The following is a 15,292-nucleotide window of genomic DNA, read 5'->3' on the forward strand; positions in this document are numbered from 1 at the left end:
CGGCGCCGGCCTGCAGCCGGCGCTACCCTCGGATTCCGGTAGTGCCGGCCGCTGGCCGGCACCCCCTCAGTCCTGATAGACGCGTGCCACGCGCTTGACCGCGCACGGCAGCTGATAGGCGCTTACGCCACAACGCGGTGCCAGTTCCGCCAATGTCGGCGCAGTGCCCCACAGCTCCACCACACTGCCGACTGTGGCCTGCGGGTGTGCGGTCAGATCCACGGTCAGCATGTCCATCGATACACGGCCGATCAGCGCACCGGGTTGGCCATCGATCAACACCGGCGTACCGTTCGGCGCGAACTGCGGATAACCATCGGCGTAGCCCAGCGCAACCACGCCCACGCGGGTACGCACCTTGGACACAAAGCGCGCGCCATAGCCGACCGGCTCTCCGGGCTCGATCCAGCGCTCGGCAATCACCTTGGACTGCATGGTCATCACCGGGCGCAGGCGCTCGGTCAGCGCGCTGTTGTCCGGCAGCGGGTTGGCGCCGTACAGCATCAGGCCCGGGCGCACCCAGTCGCTGCGCACATCCGGCCAGCCCAGCAGCGCCGGCGAATTGCACACACTGGTCTCACCCTCGAGGCCATCGATGGCACGCGCAAAGGTGGCTGCCTGCTCATGGGTGCGTTCGCTGTCCAGCTCATCGGCACGCGCCAGGTGGGTCATCAGTACGATGCGCTCGACCTGCGGCAGCGCTGACAGGCGCGCATGCGCGGCGCGGAAGCTGTCCACGGCCAGACCAAGGCGGTGCATGCCACTGTCCAGCTTCAGCCACACCGTCAGCGGGCGCGGGCTGTCGAAGGCGGCCAGTGCTTCCAGCTGCCACGGCGAACCGACCGCGCACCAGAAATCGTGCTCGGCCACCAGCGCCATGTCGCTGGGTTCGAAGATGCCTTCGAGCAGCAGGATCGGCGCACCGATGCCGGCCTGGCGCAGCTCCAGTGCCTCTTCGATGGTGGCCACACCGAAACCATCGGCCTCGCCCTCCAGCGCCTGTGCGCAGCGCACTGCGCCATGGCCATAGGCATCGGCCTTGATGATCGCCAGGGCCTTGCCGCCGCCCAGTTCGCGGGCGAGCCGGTAGTTGCTGCGCAGGGCGCCCAGATCAATCAGCGCGCGGGCAGGACGCATGTGCGGTTCTCATGTTGCGGCGCGTGACCGTACTGGCCGTAGCGGAAAATATCCAGGCCTTCGGTGCTGATCTGCGGCTGACGCGCGCTCATCAGATCGGCCAGGTAGCGGCCCGAACCGCAGGCCATGGTCCAGCCCAGCGTGCCATGGCCGGTGTTGAGGAACAGGTTGCGGAACGGCGTGGCGCCGATCACCGGCGTGCCGTCCGGCGTGGCCGGGCGCAGGCCGGTCCAGAACTGCGCACGCGACAGGTCGCCGCCCTTCGGGTACAGGTCGCGGACCACCAGCTCCAGGGTCTCGCGGCGGCGCTGCGACAACGACAGGTCGAAGCCGGCCACTTCGGCCATGCCACCGACGCGGATGCGGTCGTCGAAACGGGTCACCGCCACCTTGTAGCTCTCATCGAGGATGGTCGAGGTCGGCGCCATCGCCGGGTCGGTGATCGGCAGGGTCAGCGAATAGCCCTTCAGCGGGTACACCGGCAAGCGCATGCCCAGCGGTGCCACCAGCGCCGGCGAATAGCTGCCGAGCGCGACCACGAAGCGGTCGGCGGTTTCCAGCTTGCCGTCGATACGCACACCGGTGATGCGGTCACCATCGAACTCCAGCCCGGTGATGTCCTGGTCGAAGCGGAACTCGACGCCGGCGTCCACGCACATCTGCGCCAGGCGGCGGGTGAACAGCTGGCAGTCGCCGGTCTGGTCACGCGGCAGGCGCAGCGCGCCGACCAGGCCATCGACGTGGGCCAGGGCCGGTTCGGCCTGGATGACGCCGGCACGGTCCAGCACCTGGTACGGCACGCCGTACTGGGCCAGGATCTCGATGTCCTGCGCCGAGGCGTCCAGCTGCTGCTGGGTGCGGAACAGCTGGGTGGTGCCCAGGTCGCGGCCTTCGAACTCGATGCCGACCTGCGCGCGCAGCTCGTTCAGGCAATCGCGGCTGTACTCGGACATGCGCACCATGCGCGCCTTGTTGATCGCATAGCGCTCGTGGGTGCAGTTGCGCAGCATCTGCCACAGCCAGCGGTACTGGGCCAGGTCCATGCCCGGGCGGATCGCCAGTGGCGCGTGTTTCTCGAACAGCCAGCCGATCGCCTTCTTCGGCACGCCCGGGGCCGCCCACGGCGAGGTGTAGCCGAACGACAGCTGGCCGGCGTTGGCGAAGCTGGTCTCCAGCGCCGGGCCGGGCTGGCGGTCGATGACCGTGACTTCAAACCCGGCCTGTCGCAGGTACCAGGCACTGGTGGTGCCGATCACGCCGCTGCCGAGAACTAGGACTCGCATGGGACTTCTCCAACCCGATCATTCCCTGCACTGAAGCGCGCCGGGACCATAATTGGGGAAGTATAGACAGCCAATACCAGTTGATTTGCCTGTTTTGAAACACACCGGCAGGATGTTCTCCTGCAATTCATTCCCGAAGGTTGACGGCCATGGCCACCCGTACCCGCGAACTGGACAAGATCGACCGCAAGATCCTGCGCATCCTGCAGGCCGAAGGCCGTATCTCCTTCACCGAGCTGGGTGAGCGGGTCGGCCTGTCCACCACCCCCTGCACCGAGCGCGTGCGCCGGCTGGAGCGCGAAGGGGTGATCACCGGCTATCACGCCCACCTCGACCCGGCCGCGGTGAAGGCCAGCCTGCTGGTGTTCGTGGAAATCAGCCTGGCCTACAAGTCCGGCGACATCTTCGAGGAATTCCGCCGCGCCGCCCTGAAGCTGCCCAACGTGCTGGAGTGCCACCTGGTGTCGGGCGACTTCGATTACCTGCTCAAGGCACGGATCAGCGAGATGGCCTCCTACCGCAAGCTGCTCGGCAGCACGCTGCTGACGCTGCCGCATGTCCGTGAGTCGAAGAGCTACATCGTGATGGAAGAGGTGAAGGAGACGCTGAGCCTGCCGATTCCGGATTGAGCCCGGCTGGGGGTGGGGTCAGAGCCCGCTGCGCGGGATCCGACCCCGATTCCGTCAGCGCTGCTGCGGATGCTTCTGCGAACGCTGCTCCTGCTGCCTGCCGCCCTTGTGCGGCTGCTGCTGATCCATCTGCTGCTGTTGCTGCTGTTGTTGCTGCGGGTTGCGGCCCTGCGGTTCCTTGCCGGGATGACGGTTCTGCTGGTTTTTCATGATCGCGATCCAGTGGACGAAGGACATGCGGCGGCAGGAGTGCCGACGCACGGCCACGGTGGTCCCGGAACGGTTAATCGCAGGCGAAAAAGCAGTGAGTGCCCGCAGGCTGTTTTCGGCAGTTCAGCTACACCGCCCGGCGCTACCGGACCTGCTGCCCGTCGCCCTGCGGCACGCTGTCGTAATAGCGACCTGTGCGCGAGTCGAACACCCGGTTCGGCCCGGCCGGGCGCACCCCGGGAATGATGCGGCCGTTGCGGTCGTAGACCTTGTCGGCCGGCTTCGGCACCGCCATCGGCGCAACCTGGGCCGGGCCGGTGGACTTGATCGGCTGCGCCGGCTGCGGCGAGGGCAGCACCTGCGGTTGCGGGCGCGCGGCCTGTGGCGGCGGTGGCACCGGTGCGGGCGCCACGGTGGTGCTGCTGCGGGTGGCGGTCGGGTCGGCGGTGGGCACCTGGGCCAGCGCAAGCACCGGCAACAGGGCGATCAACAGCAGGGAAAGAGTCGGTTTCATGGCACGCTCCAGCGTGGATCGGCTCCACCTTGCGCCCGTGCGCGTGTGCCCCCCATGAACGGCCATCACACTTGCAAGCCGGGGCCGGTACCCCCACCTTTTCCCGCATCCCCAGGCCACGACCCCACGGAGCGCCGCCATGACCGCTTTCGACCTGACGCCCCCCACTGCCACCCAGACCGAGGCGCTGGTCGCCGGCCTCAGCAGCGAAGAGCGCCGCGTGCTGCTGCAGCACGGCACCGAGGCTCCGTTCTGCGGCGTGTTCCTGGACAACAAGCGCGAGGGTGTCTACTGCTGCCGGCTGTGTGCGCTGCCGCTGTTCCGCTCCAGCACCAAGTTCGATTCCGGCACCGGCTGGCCCAGCTTCTTCGCGCCGTTCGACCCGGCGCATGTGCGCGAGATCCGCGATACCAGCCACGGCATGGTCCGCACCGAGATCACCTGCGCCCGCTGCGGCAGCCATCTGGGGCACGTGTTCCCGGACGGCCCGCCGCCGACCTACGAGCGCCACTGCCTGAACTCCGTCTCACTTTCGTTCACCGGCAACGGCGAGTCCTGGCCTGATCCCTTGCAGCGTGGCGGCGCCGAAAGCGGCGTGGCGGGCTGAAACACCCTGCTGACCGATTTCACAGAATTCCCTCTTCAGAAAACCCGGTGATGGGCCGACAAGGAGATATCCCCGCTCCTTGCGTTTCGCCATGCTCATCATCGTTGGATTCCTGGTTGTCATCATCAGCGTGCTGGGCGGCTACCTCGGCGCACATGGCCGCCTGGGGGCGCTGTGGCAGCCGTATGAGCTGGTCATCATCGGCGGTGCCGCGCTGGGTGCATTCCTGGTCGGCACCCCGGCCAAGACGGTCAAGCAGACCCTGCAGGCGATGGTGGGCGTGTTCAAGGGCCCGCGCTACAAGCAGCAGGACTACATCGATGTGCTCAGCCTGCTCTACGAACTGCTCAACAAGGCCCGCCGCGAGGGCTTCATGGCGCTGGAAGACCATGTCGAGCGCCCGGCCGAGAGCGCACTGTTCGGCAACTATCCCAAGGTGCAGGCCGATCACCACCTGATCGACTTCATCACCGACTGCCTGCGCCTGATGATCGGCAGCAACATCGAGCCGCACGAGCTGGAGCCGCTGCTGGAACTGGAGCTGGAAAAGCACCACGCCGAGGCCATGGCACCGTCGCAGGTGCTGACCAAGGTCGCCGACGGATTGCCCGGTTTCGGCATCGTGGCGGCGGTGCTGGGCATCGTCATCACCATGGGCTCGATCGGTGGCGACATCGTCGAGGTCGGTGGCCACGTCGCCGGTGCGCTGGTCGGTACCTTCCTCGGCATCCTGCTGGGCTACGGTTTCGTCGGCCCGATGGCGGCGGCGATGGAAGCGCGCGCCGAACAGGACAGCCGCATCTACGAATCAGTGAAGACCGCCCTGCTGGCCTGCCTGCGCGGCTACAACCCGAAGATCGCGCTGGAATTCGCCCGCAAGACGCTGCCCTCGAACGTGCGTCCGGCCTTCTCCGATTTCGAGCAGCACCTGAAGACGGTCAAGTAAGCCATGGCCGAGACCAAGCCCACCGTCATCGTCCGCCGGGTCAAGAAGGCCGGCCACGCCGCCCACCATGGCGGCTCGTGGAAGGTGGCCTACGCCGACTTCGTGACCGCGATGATGGCCTTCTTCCTGGTGCTGTGGCTGATGGCCACCACCAACAAGAACGACCGCGCCGCCATTTCCGAGTACTTCCGTAACCCCAGCCCGTTGAGCGGGCAGAGCGCCACGCCGGCCCCCGGCATGGCCGGCCCGGGCGGCGCCAGTACCTCGATGATCAAGCTGGGCGGTGCCACCGACATCTCGCGCGGCAACAGCAACGACCCCTTCCAGAACCAGAAGGAAGCGGTGCCGCAGCCGGTGGACCAGCAGCAGCGCGACAAGCAGCAGCTGGAGCAGCTGATGAAGGAGCTGCAGGAAGCGATCAGCAAGAGCCAGGCACTGGAGCCGTTCAAGGACCAGCTGCTGCTGGACCTGACCCCGGAAGGCCTGCGCATCCAGATCGTGGACAAGCAGAACCGGCCGATGTTCGACCTCGGCAGCGCCACGCTGAAGCCGTACACGCAGCAGATCCTGCACGAGCTGGCCAATTACCTGAACCATGTGCCGAACCGGATCAGCCTGACCGGCCACACCGACATCACCGCGTATTCGGCCGCACACGGCTACGGCAACTGGGAGCTGAGTGCCGACCGTGCCAACGCCGCACGGCGCGCACTGATCGACGGCGGCCTGGACGACGGCAAGATCACCCGCGTGGTCGGCCTGTCCTCGTCGGTGCTGTTTGACAAGGCCGACCCGCAGAACCCGATCAACCGCCGCATCAGCATCGTGGTGATGACCCAGGCCGCCGAAGCGGCCGCCCTGGCCGGCGCCGGCCCGCAGGTGGGGCTGTCGGCGCCCACCGCCGATCCGGACGTGCAGGCCGCGCAGGGTGAGGCGCACTGAACCGGGGTCAGATCCCCTTCCCCTGGAAAGGGATCTGACCCCACCTGCGCGCGGCCGCTACAATGGCGGTCTTTCCGTTTCCAGGTGACCCCACCTCATGTCCCAGAACTCCAAGGCCAAGCGCGACAAGCGCAAGAAGCAGCAGGGCAAGCGCCCGTTCCTCCGTCTGAACGCCCAGCAGCAGGTGCAGAACCATGCCGTGCTGACCAGCGAAGACGGCCAGGTGGTCGCGGCCATCGGCCTGCAGGGCCGTGAGTGGCTGCTGGCCATCGGCGGCCAGACCATGGGCAACGCCGAGAACCCGGTGCCGATGCTGGCCATGCTCAAGCACCTGGCCAACGTGCAGGAGAAGGAAGGCCGCAAGGTCAACCTGGAATACTCCGAGCTGCTGCAGAAGCTGCTGGACACCCTGGCCGAAGAGTCCGGCCAGACCGCTGACGAATACCTGGACAAGCTGGTCGCCGAGTTCGAAGGCGTCGAAGCTGCCGAGGGCGAGGACGACGCAGACGCCAAGGGTGACGCGGCCGAAGCCGCTGCTACCGACGCCGAGGCCGCCCCGGCCGCCGACAGCGACAGCAAGCCGCAGGCCTGAACCGGCCGCGGCGGTGACGGTCTACGTCGATGACGCGGTGCATGCCTGGCGCGGACAGCGCTGGGCGCACCTGATGGCCGACACCCTGGCCGAGCTGCACGCGATGGCGGCGCAGCTCGGCATCCCACCGCGGGCCTTCCAGAACAAGGCCAGCGGTGCCCACTACGATGTCACCGCCGAGCTGCGCGCGCAGGCCATTGCGCTCGGTGCACGGGCGATTTCCCGGCACACCGACCGCGAGCTGGTCAAAGCGGTGATCGCCAACGCCAGGGCACAGTACCGGCCGTAGTGTGCTCGCCGGGCATGGCCCGGCACGTCGGATCATCGATCAGAACGGGTCGCTGCCCAGCCGGATTTCCACGTTCAGCAGCGAACACAGCGCCAGCATCGCGTCGTCGTCACGGGTCAGCGCCATCACGCCGCTGAAGCCGCCGTTGCCGGCATCCACGCTCCACAGCGTGTAGTTGTGCTCGCGCAGGCGATCAAAGGCGGTGGACATCAGCTGCACCCCGTCCAGATCGGCGGCGAAATCCTCATCGTCCAGGTCGCCGCCCCAGTCCAGCTGCAGGTTGAAGCGCGCCGACAGCTCGTTCACCGCCGACTGCAGCGACTCCAGGTCATCGCGCTCCACCTCGAAACCGGACTGCCAGGCGATGGCCGTGAACAGCGCCGGCAGCCAGTCGCTGTCCGCTTCCAGCGGCTGCCCGTCCTCGGCCAGGTGCTCGCGCCAGCGGTTGAACTGCTGCAGGGCCAGTTCCTCGTCGCCCGGGTTGATCAGCACCAGCAGGTTCCAGACCCGCGCCTCGAAATCGTCCTCGTCGAAATCGTGGGCGTCTTCCTCGAAGTCGAAATAGTCGCTGTTGTCGGGCATGGTCGGCATTCCTTGGGGCAGGCCGGCATTCTACGGTTTATCCTGTGCCGCTGAAGCCGGCCTTGGTGGCCGTCACTGTGAATGAAGCGATGAGCGATACTCCTCCCGACCACCTGGCGATCAACCCGGCCAGCCCCTTCCATGATGCGCAGGCGCTGGAGCGCGGCGTCGGCGTGCGGTTCAACGACGTCGAGCGCGACAATGTCGAGGAATACTCGGTCAGCGAAGGCTGGATCCGCGTGCAGGCGGGCAAGGCCCGCGACCGCCGCGGCAACCCGATGACCATCAAGGTCAAGGGCAAGGTCGAGGCGTATTTCCTGGAAACGAAGCCGGAATAAGCGGCTCTTGTAGAGTCGAGCCATGCTCGACTGCTTTCCGTTCCGGGTTCATGACGCCTGGGACAAGAGCAGTCGAGCATGGCTCGACTCTACATTCAGGGGTCATTCGCGCTTGCGCGACTCCAGCAGGTCCAGGTTGCGGATCAGGCGCCGCGAGATCTCATCGGAGATCACCCCGCGCCGGGTCAGCCGGAACAGTTCCTCGCGCTCGGCATTGAGGCCGGCGCTGCGCAGCTGGCGGTAACCCATTTCCATCCGCCGCACCTTCTCCGGGTCCACGTCGGGCCCCTCGCTGTCGCGCTCCAGGTGGCGCTGGTAGAGCAGGCTCACCCGCGAGGCGGCGTCGTTGTACAGCTGCACGTTCTCGGTGTTCTGGTTCATCACCAGCTGCTGGCGCATGCGCTCGACCCCGGCCAGCGCGGCCTTCGACGACAGCCGGCGCGCCAGGTCCTCTTCCTTGCGTTCGCCCGAATCGGCCGGCAGCTGCAGGCCCTTCAGCAGCTGCGGCAGCGCGATGCTGGCGCCCAGCAGCGAGAACAGGATCACCGAGGCCGCCAGGAAGATCACCAGGTCGCGCGCCGGGAAGGCACTGCCGTCGGGCAGGAACAGCGGCAGGGTCAACACACCGGCCAGAGTGATCGCACCACGCACGCCGGCCACCGAGGTCGCCACCACGATGCGCCAGTTCGGCGCTTCGCCGCGCTCCAGGCCACGCCGCCGTGCACGCAGCAGGTTCCAGCGCAGCGACAGCCACACCCACAGCAGGCGCAGGGTGATCAGCGCCAGGTTGATCACTACCACGTACACCAGCAGCCACCACGCGCTCTGGTGGCCGCTCTCGTTCATGGTGGTGGTGGCGCGTTCGACGATGCCCGGCAGCTGCTCGCCCAGCAGCACGAACATGATGCCGTTGAAGCTGAACTGCAGCATGTTCCAGACCCCGGCACGCTGCACGCGCATGCTGCCGGAGACGCGGCCGGTCAGCTCCACGTAGCTCATCGCGATGCCGGCGGCGACGGCGGCGAGGATGCCCGAGGCATGGATTTCTTCGGCCAGCAGATAGGCCGCGAACGGAATGAGCAGGTTGACCAGCATCGCCGCGCCCGGCTCCTCGCCGAAGCGGCGCCACAGCCAGCGCTGGAAGGTGGACACGCCGAGGGTGACCGCCACGCCCACCGCCAGGCCGGCCACTGCCACCCACACGAAGGTCAGCGAGGCGGTGGCCAGCGAGAAGGTGCCGGTCATCACCGCGGCCACCGCGAAGCGGAAGCAGACCAGGCCGGATGCATCGTTGAGCAGCGATTCGCCTTCCAGGATGTGCATCAGGCGCTTGGGGATCGGTGCCTTGGACGCGATCGCACCGACCGCCACCGGGTCGGTGGGCGAGACGATCGCCGCCAGCGCGAAGCACACCGCCAGCGGCATCACCGGAATCAGCCAGTGGATCAGGAAGCCCGCACCGATCACGGTGAACACCACCAGGCCAAACGCCAGCTCGAGGATCGCGCCCTTGTCGCGGAACAGGCCCTGTTTGGGAATGCGCCAGCCATCGAGGAACAACAGCGGCGGCAGGAACAGCAGGAAGAACACCTCCGGCTCCAGCGCGTGGCCACGGTTGAATACCCCGGCAATCACCGCGCCCAGACCGATCTGCACCAGTGGCAGCGGCAACGAGAACGGCAGGACGCGAACCAGGTAGCCGCTGGCAACAACGGCCACCAGCATCGCCAGGACGACTTCGATGGTATGCATGCTTCTTCCAGGAAGCGGCGCGCGGGGAGAGGCTCGAAGGCCAGCGCCGGAAACCCGGGAAAAACTACCACACGCGGCCGCACCCGCGACAACGGGCGCGGCCGTGCGTCAGCCCCGGCTCATGCCCCGTCGAAGCGGTACAGATCCATGGCCAGGAAGCCGGCATCGATGCCGGCATCGATGCGACGTGCACCGAAGCCGCCCTCGCCCGCCGCGCCCATCGCGAAGAACAGCGGCAGCAGGTGCTCGTCGGTTGGATGCGCGCGCTCGGCGAACGGCGCCTGCCGGCGATAGTCGAACAGGGCCTGGCGGTCATCGGCGGCCAGGCGCTGTTCCACCCACTCGATGAAGGGCCGCACGTACGGTGCTTCCTTGCCGTCCTGGTAGTCGCCCCAGTCGTGCAGGTTGTGGGTGATGCTGCCCGAACCGACCAGCAGCACGCCCTGCTCGCGCAGCGGCGCCAGTGCCCGGCCCAGCGCGAACTGGTGCTCGGGGCCGAGCAGTGGCTGGATCGACACCGGCACCACCGGGATATCGGCCTGCGGGCGCAGCAGGCGCAGCGGCACCCACGCGCCGTGGTCGAGGCCGCGCTGCGGGTCGAGCGCCACCGGCAGGCCGGCGGAAGCGATGCGGCCGGCCACCTCTTCGGCCAGCGCCGGATCACCCGGCGCCGGGTACTGCAGTTCAAACAGCGCGCGCGGGAAGCCGCCGAAGTCGTGGATGGTGGGCGGCTGCGAATGCGCGCCGACCAGCGGCTGCCGGCCCAGCCAGTGCGCTGAGGCCATCACGATGGCACGCGGGGTCGGCAGGTCGCGCGCGAGCTCGGCCAGGCGCACGCCGACCTGGCCTGGATGCAGGGCGGTCATCGGCGAACCATGCGAGATGTACAGCGAAGGCAGACGGGACATGGAATTCTCCAGTTGCAGGATCAGGCGGCGATCAGCGCGAACGCAGGGTCCACTTGCCATCACCGACCAGGAACAGCACCACCAGCGCCAGTGCCCAGAAGGCCGGATATTCCCAGCCACCGCCGGCGTTGGCGAAGCTGAAGCCATTGGCGCCGTGCACGGTAACGATGGTGCCCAGCAGCAGCGGCACGCCGGCCAGGCCGAACCAGCGCGCATAGATGCCCAGCAGCAGCGCAGCGGTGATGGCCAGCTCCACGCCGATGGTGAGGTAGCCGAGTACGCCGGGCAGGCCGATCGACTCGAAGAACGCGGCGGTTCCGGCCGGGGTGAAGACCAGCAGCTTGGTCAGCGCGTGCACCAGGAACAGCACGCCCAGGGCCAGGCGCAGCAGGGTGGCGCCATACGGGGCCAGCGAAGAAACAGGAGCAGTCGTGGTGTGCATGGGGAAGCACCTCGGAAGGAATGGGCACAGGTTATTGCGCCTTCACCGGCCGATAAATACGATCGTTTGACCGTATTTATTTCAAAAGGCGCAACAATGGACACCCTCGAGGCGATGCGCGTGTTCGTGACGGTGGTCGAGCGCAACGGCTTCAGCGCCGCCGCCCAGGCCCTGGACATGTCCACTGCCGGCGTTACCCGCCAGGTGGCCGCGCTGGAAAAGCGCCTGTCCACCCGCCTGCTCCACCGCACCACGCGCCGGGTCAGCCCGACCAGTGCCGGCGCGGCCTACTACGCCCAGTGCGTGCGCCTGCTGGCCGAGTTCGACGCGCTGGAGGCCAGCATCGGCGCGCAGGCGCTGGAGCCCTCCGGCACCCTGCGCATCAATGCACCGGTCAGCTGGGGCATCGCCCGGATGGGTCCATTGCTGGCCGGCTACCGCCAGCGCTTTCCGCAGGTGGAACTGGATCTGGCGCTATCCGACCGGCTGGTGGACATGGTCGAGGAAGGTTACGACGTGGCCATCCGCATCACCCGCGAGCCGAGCCCGGCGTTGATCGCGCGCCGCCTGGGCGAATCCCGGGTGAGCCTGTGTGCCGCGCCGTCGTACCTGGGCGCGCACGGCACCCCGCAGGTCCCGCAGGACCTGCAAGCGCACGCCTGCCTGGGCTACAGCTACTGGTCGGCCGGCGATCACTGGCCGCTGCAGGGACCGGGCGGCGAAGTGAAAGTGGCGGTGCACAGCCTGCTGCACGCCAACAACGGCGATGTGCTGCGCGAAGCGGCGATTGCCGGCATGGGGGTGATCCTGCAGCCGGATTTCCTGTTGCACGACGCACTGGCCGATGGCCGGCTGGTGCGCATCCTGCCCGAATGGGAAGCCGCGCCGATCGGCATCTTCGCCGTCTATACCAGCCGCAGCCACCTGGCACCGAAGGTGCGCAGTTTCATCGACCACCTGGTGGAGGTGGGGGTGTAGCTGGGCCTGGCGTCTGCCGGCCAGCGGCCGGCAAATACGAAACCCGATCAGGCGGGGACTTCATCCAACGCGTCGATGATCCGTTCCAGCGGTGCCGGCCGTCCCAGCAGGTAGCCCTGCACCTGGTCGCAGCCGTGCGCGGCCAGCCAGTCCAGCTGCCCTGGCGTCTCCACGCCCTCGGCGATGATGGTCAGCCCCATGCTGTGGCCCAGCGACAGCAGCGCGCGGCAGATCGAGGCGTTGCGCGGATTGGTTTCCACGTCGGCGACGAAACTGCGGTCGATCTTCAGGATGTCCAGCGGCAGGTGCTGCAGGTAGGACATGCTGGAATAACCGGTGCCGAAATCATCCAGCGACACGCTGATGCCCTGCTCGTGCAGGCGCTGCATGGTCTGCATCGCCTGCGCCGGCTTGCGCATCAGGCTGCTCTCGGTCAGTTCAACATGCAGCGCACCACGGGCCAGGCCGAACTCCTGCTGGACGCGGGTGAACTCGGCCACCAGATCGCTGTTGAAGAACTGCACGGCCGAGACATTGACCGCAATCGGCAGCTCGCCCCAACCGGCCTCGACCAGACGCCGCTGCGCCTTGGCCGCCGCGCGGATCACCCAGCGGCCCAGGGCCAGGATCAGGCCGGTGTCCTCGCACAACGGGATGAACTCGTTGGGCGGAATGAAGCTGCCGTCGGCCTGTGGCCAGCGCAGCAGTGCTTCCAGCGCCGCCGGGCTGCCGTCGCCGGCGTGCCGGATCGGCTGGAAGTACAGCTGGAACTCGTTGTCGATGGCCGCATGGATACGTCCGGCCAGGCGCAGGCGGTCGGCCAGCCGTGTGGTCACCGCGGCATCGAACCACACCACCACGTTGCCCTCGGCGCGCGCCGCATGCGCCGCCTGCGCGGCCATGCCGATCACCTGTTCGGCGCTGTGGCCATCACCGGCCACATGCACGGCCACGCCCACGCGCGGCTCGAACTGGTGCAGCGAATCCTTGCCGCGCATCGGTGCCGACACGATCTGCAGCAGGTCGTCGAGCACGCGCTGGGTATCGTGCTCGGCGGCGATGGCGAACACGAAGTCCTCGGCCGGCTGGAACGCCAGCGTGCCGCAGCGGGCACCCAGCCCACCGAGCCGGGTCGCCATCGACTGCAGCACGGCATCGCCGATCTCGCGCCCCAGCGTATCGGCCACCAGCTGCAGGCCGCGCAGCTGCACGAAGGCGATGGTGTAGCCGACATCACGCTCGTCCAGCTGCCCGGTCAGCGCGCGCACATTGAGCAGGCCGGTGGCCGGGTTGTGGCGCGCCTGGTAGGCCAGGTCGCGTTCGTAGGCCAGGCGTTCGCTGACGTCCTCGGCCAGCACCAGACAGGCCGGCTGGCCATCGAAATCGAGCTTGGACAGATGTGCGCGCACTTCGAACACGCTGCCGTCCTTGCGCCGATGCAGGCGTACCGTCGCGTCCTGCAGCTCGCCGACGCGGGCCTTGGCAATGGCGCCCTTCACCTCGTCCCAACCTTCGCGGGGGCGGATGTCGAGAATGCTCATCGCCAGGAATTCCTCGCGGCTGTAGCCGTACTGCCGCACCGCCGCATCGTTGACTTCGATGAAGCGCAGCGTGTCCGGATCGAATACCCAGAACGGGGCCGGGTTGCGGTCGAACAACAGGCGGAAACGGCGTTCGACCTGGCTCATCTGTTCGCGCGCCTGGTAGCGCTCGCTCAGGTCGGTCAGCGCGCCGATCATGCGCCGCTCGCTGTCGGCCACCTCCACGCGCTGGCCGCGCGCACCCACCCAGCGCACATCGCCTCCGGGCAGCACCAGGCGGAACACCTCATCCAGCACCGCACCACCGGCGAAGGCCTGGTCGAACGCCTGCTGCAGGCGCGCGGCGTCGTCGCGGTGCACGCGGGCGAAGAAGTCCGCCACCGGCAGCGCGTCGGTGTGCACGCCGAAGATTTCGCGCGCCAACGGCGACCAGCGCAGCAATGCCGCGTCTTCGTCCACGTACCAGGTGCAGACCCGCCCGACCTGGTGGGCCAGCCGCAGCTCGGCATGGCCGGCCTTCAGTTCCTCGGCCATCGACTGCTGGCGGCGCGTGGTGCGGCGCACCGCATACAGCAGCACCAGCAACACCAGCACGTAGGCCAGCACGATCGCCACCGACGCCTGCAGGTACGGCCACCACGGCGCCAGCACGTCCTCGTCGGCCAACCCCACCTGCACCGCCAGCGGGCTGCGGTCGAGCGTGCTGATGGTGGTGATGCGCGGCACGCCATCCACCACGCCGGCCAGGCTGCCCAGTTCGACCACGGTCTGCTGGCCCAGCAGGTCACGTCGCGGAAGATCGTAACGGCGGCCGACCGTGCCATGCGGATCGGGCACACGGGCCAGCATGTAGCCTTCGGCGTCGCTGATCGAAACCAGCCCGTTCGGGCCCACATCCAGCCCACCGGCAATGCGCTGCAGTTCGGCACAGCGCAGCCGCGCCAGCAGCCAGCGCTCACCGCTCATCGGCAAGGCCAGCGGCACCACCCAGCCGCCGTCGCTGGCCCGCAGCGGCGGGCCGATGTACAGCGCGCTGCCCTGGCCGCGTCGCTGCGGGTCGGTCCACAGCGGCAGCTGCAGGTCGCCGCTGCCGGCGGTCAGTGCGCGCCCATGGCGGTCGAGCACCACGATACTGTGCAGCTCGGCGTGGCGGCGCAGCACGCCGCCGATGGCGGCATCGAGCAAGGCCGGTGCCTGTGCCGGCACGCTGCGGAACAGCTCGCCGGTATCGCCGGCAATGCCGGTCATCGCCCGCTCCAGATTGCGCAGCTCCAGCGCCAGCAGGCGTTCGCTGCCCACCGCCAGCGCACGGCTCTGCCGCTGCGCGGCTTCCAGGCGGCGGTGGTGGTCGTTGACCAGCATCGTGGTCAAGCCGGCCACCAGCAGCACCCCCAGCAGCACGCCGCCCCAGGTGATGGCGCGCAGGGGTCGGGCCAACGCCCGTTTCAACGCGGGCATCGGTTGGGTGTCCTTGTGCAGTCGGCTGGCTTCATGCGCGAACGAATCCTCCACATCCCCGACCTCAACGGCCGGCGGACGCCATTCTTGACGCCTGACCCTGCCCCGCATGGTCACCTCCCCGTGTCCGCGCAGGGCGCCAGC

17 protein-coding genes are annotated in these 15,292 nt (G+C 68.0%); 8 read left to right on the plus strand and 9 right to left on the minus strand.

The genetic code is table 11. The features are described 5' to 3' along the window. Positions 1-66 precede the first annotated feature (66 nt). Together alr and LZ605_RS13295 are read right to left on the minus strand one after the other, a co-directional pair. Positions 67-1,137 (minus strand): alanine racemase, encoded by a 1,071-nt coding sequence (gene alr / locus LZ605_RS13290; protein WP_249842051.1) that lies wholly within the window; start codon positions 1,135-1,137, stop codon positions 67-69. After that, a complete protein-coding gene (locus LZ605_RS13295; protein ID WP_249842052.1) occupies positions 1,116-2,420 on the minus strand; it encodes a D-amino acid dehydrogenase in 1,305 nt (434 codons plus the stop codon). Before LZ605_RS13295 ends, alr begins: the two co-directional genes overlap by 22 nt. A gap of 149 nt (positions 2,421-2,569) precedes the next feature. Between LZ605_RS13295 and LZ605_RS13300 the strand changes: the two genes are divergently transcribed. Continuing rightward, entirely contained in the window at positions 2,570-3,049 is a 480-nt protein-coding gene (locus LZ605_RS13300; protein WP_005407919.1) for a winged helix-turn-helix transcriptional regulator, read from the plus strand. A 54-nt stretch (positions 3,050-3,103) separates the two neighbouring features. Here LZ605_RS13300 and LZ605_RS13305 read toward each other — a convergent pair whose 3' ends face one another. Together LZ605_RS13305 and LZ605_RS13310 are read right to left on the minus strand one after the other, a co-directional pair. Continuing rightward, positions 3,104-3,286 carry a lana protein gene (locus tag LZ605_RS13305; protein ID WP_180868863.1) on the minus strand — a complete coding sequence of 61 codons (183 nt, stop codon included), beginning with the start codon at positions 3,284-3,286 and terminating at the stop codon, positions 3,104-3,106. 115 nt (positions 3,287-3,401) lie between these two features. Then, complete coding sequence (locus tag LZ605_RS13310) at positions 3,402-3,773, minus strand: classical arabinogalactan protein 4 (RefSeq protein WP_249842053.1); 372 nt, start codon at positions 3,771-3,773, stop codon at positions 3,402-3,404. A 139-nt stretch (positions 3,774-3,912) separates the two neighbouring features. Between LZ605_RS13310 and msrB the strand changes: the two genes are divergently transcribed. The 5 genes from msrB (at position 3,913) to LZ605_RS13335 (ending at position 7,149) form a co-directional block, all read left to right on the plus strand. Next, positions 3,913-4,380, plus strand: coding sequence for a peptide-methionine (R)-S-oxide reductase MsrB (gene msrB, locus LZ605_RS13315; protein WP_249842054.1), 468 nt, complete (start codon positions 3,913-3,915; stop codon positions 4,378-4,380). A gap of 91 nt (positions 4,381-4,471) precedes the next feature. After that, entirely contained in the window at positions 4,472-5,326 is an 855-nt protein-coding gene (gene motA, locus LZ605_RS13320; RefSeq protein ID WP_008264562.1) for a flagellar motor stator protein MotA, read from the plus strand. A 3-nt stretch (positions 5,327-5,329) separates the two neighbouring features. After that, positions 5,330-6,268, plus strand: coding sequence for a flagellar motor protein MotB (gene motB / locus LZ605_RS13325; protein ID WP_249842055.1), 939 nt, complete (start codon positions 5,330-5,332; stop codon positions 6,266-6,268). A 97-nt stretch (positions 6,269-6,365) separates the two neighbouring features. After that, positions 6,366-6,860, plus strand: a complete 495-nt coding sequence (locus tag LZ605_RS13330; protein ID WP_249842056.1) for a hypothetical protein — start codon at positions 6,366-6,368, stop codon at positions 6,858-6,860. A 13-nt stretch (positions 6,861-6,873) separates the two neighbouring features. Continuing rightward, the gene (locus LZ605_RS13335; RefSeq protein WP_249842057.1) at positions 6,874-7,149 is read left to right on the plus strand and encodes a DUF4031 domain-containing protein; all 276 of its coding nucleotides are present in this window, start codon (positions 6,874-6,876) and stop codon (positions 7,147-7,149) included. Positions 7,150-7,188: 39 nt separating this feature from the next. On the opposite strand, the gene LZ605_RS13340 is transcribed toward LZ605_RS13335, so the two are convergent. Then, complete coding sequence (locus tag LZ605_RS13340) at positions 7,189-7,731, minus strand: DUF6630 family protein (RefSeq protein ID WP_107232295.1); 543 nt, start codon at positions 7,729-7,731, stop codon at positions 7,189-7,191. Positions 7,732-7,820: 89 nt separating this feature from the next. Here LZ605_RS13340 and LZ605_RS13345 point away from each other — a divergent pair, with 89 nt between their 5' ends. Then, positions 7,821-8,069, plus strand: a complete 249-nt coding sequence (locus LZ605_RS13345; protein ID WP_012509930.1) for a DUF3297 family protein — start codon at positions 7,821-7,823, stop codon at positions 8,067-8,069. 102 nt (positions 8,070-8,171) lie between these two features. On the opposite strand, the gene LZ605_RS13350 is transcribed toward LZ605_RS13345, so the two are convergent. From LZ605_RS13350 to LZ605_RS13360, 3 genes are all read right to left on the minus strand, one after another. Beyond that, on the minus strand, positions 8,172-9,821 hold the full coding sequence (locus LZ605_RS13350; protein ID WP_057498198.1) for a Na+/H+ antiporter: 1,650 nt from the start codon (positions 9,819-9,821) through the stop codon (positions 8,172-8,174). A gap of 119 nt (positions 9,822-9,940) precedes the next feature. Beyond that, a complete protein-coding gene (locus LZ605_RS13355; RefSeq protein ID WP_249842058.1) occupies positions 9,941-10,729 on the minus strand; it encodes a dioxygenase family protein in 789 nt (262 codons plus the stop codon). Between the two features lie 31 nt (positions 10,730-10,760). Then, positions 10,761-11,171: a DoxX family protein gene (locus LZ605_RS13360; RefSeq protein WP_249842059.1), complete on the minus strand. Its 411-nt coding sequence runs from the start codon at positions 11,169-11,171 to the stop codon at positions 10,761-10,763. Between the two features lie 96 nt (positions 11,172-11,267). Between LZ605_RS13360 and LZ605_RS13365 the strand changes: the two genes are divergently transcribed. Next, positions 11,268-12,149: a LysR family transcriptional regulator gene (locus tag LZ605_RS13365; protein WP_249842060.1), complete on the plus strand. Its 882-nt coding sequence runs from the start codon at positions 11,268-11,270 to the stop codon at positions 12,147-12,149. A 47-nt stretch (positions 12,150-12,196) separates the two neighbouring features. Here the strand turns inward: LZ605_RS13365 and LZ605_RS13370 are convergent, their stop codons facing one another. Further along, positions 12,197-15,259, minus strand: coding sequence for a bifunctional diguanylate cyclase/phosphodiesterase (locus LZ605_RS13370; protein ID WP_249842061.1), 3,063 nt, complete (start codon positions 15,257-15,259; stop codon positions 12,197-12,199). Positions 15,260-15,292 lie beyond the last annotated feature (33 nt).

Source organism: Stenotrophomonas maltophilia (assembly GCF_023518235.1).
Taxonomy (GTDB): domain Bacteria; phylum Pseudomonadota; class Gammaproteobacteria; order Xanthomonadales; family Xanthomonadaceae; genus Stenotrophomonas.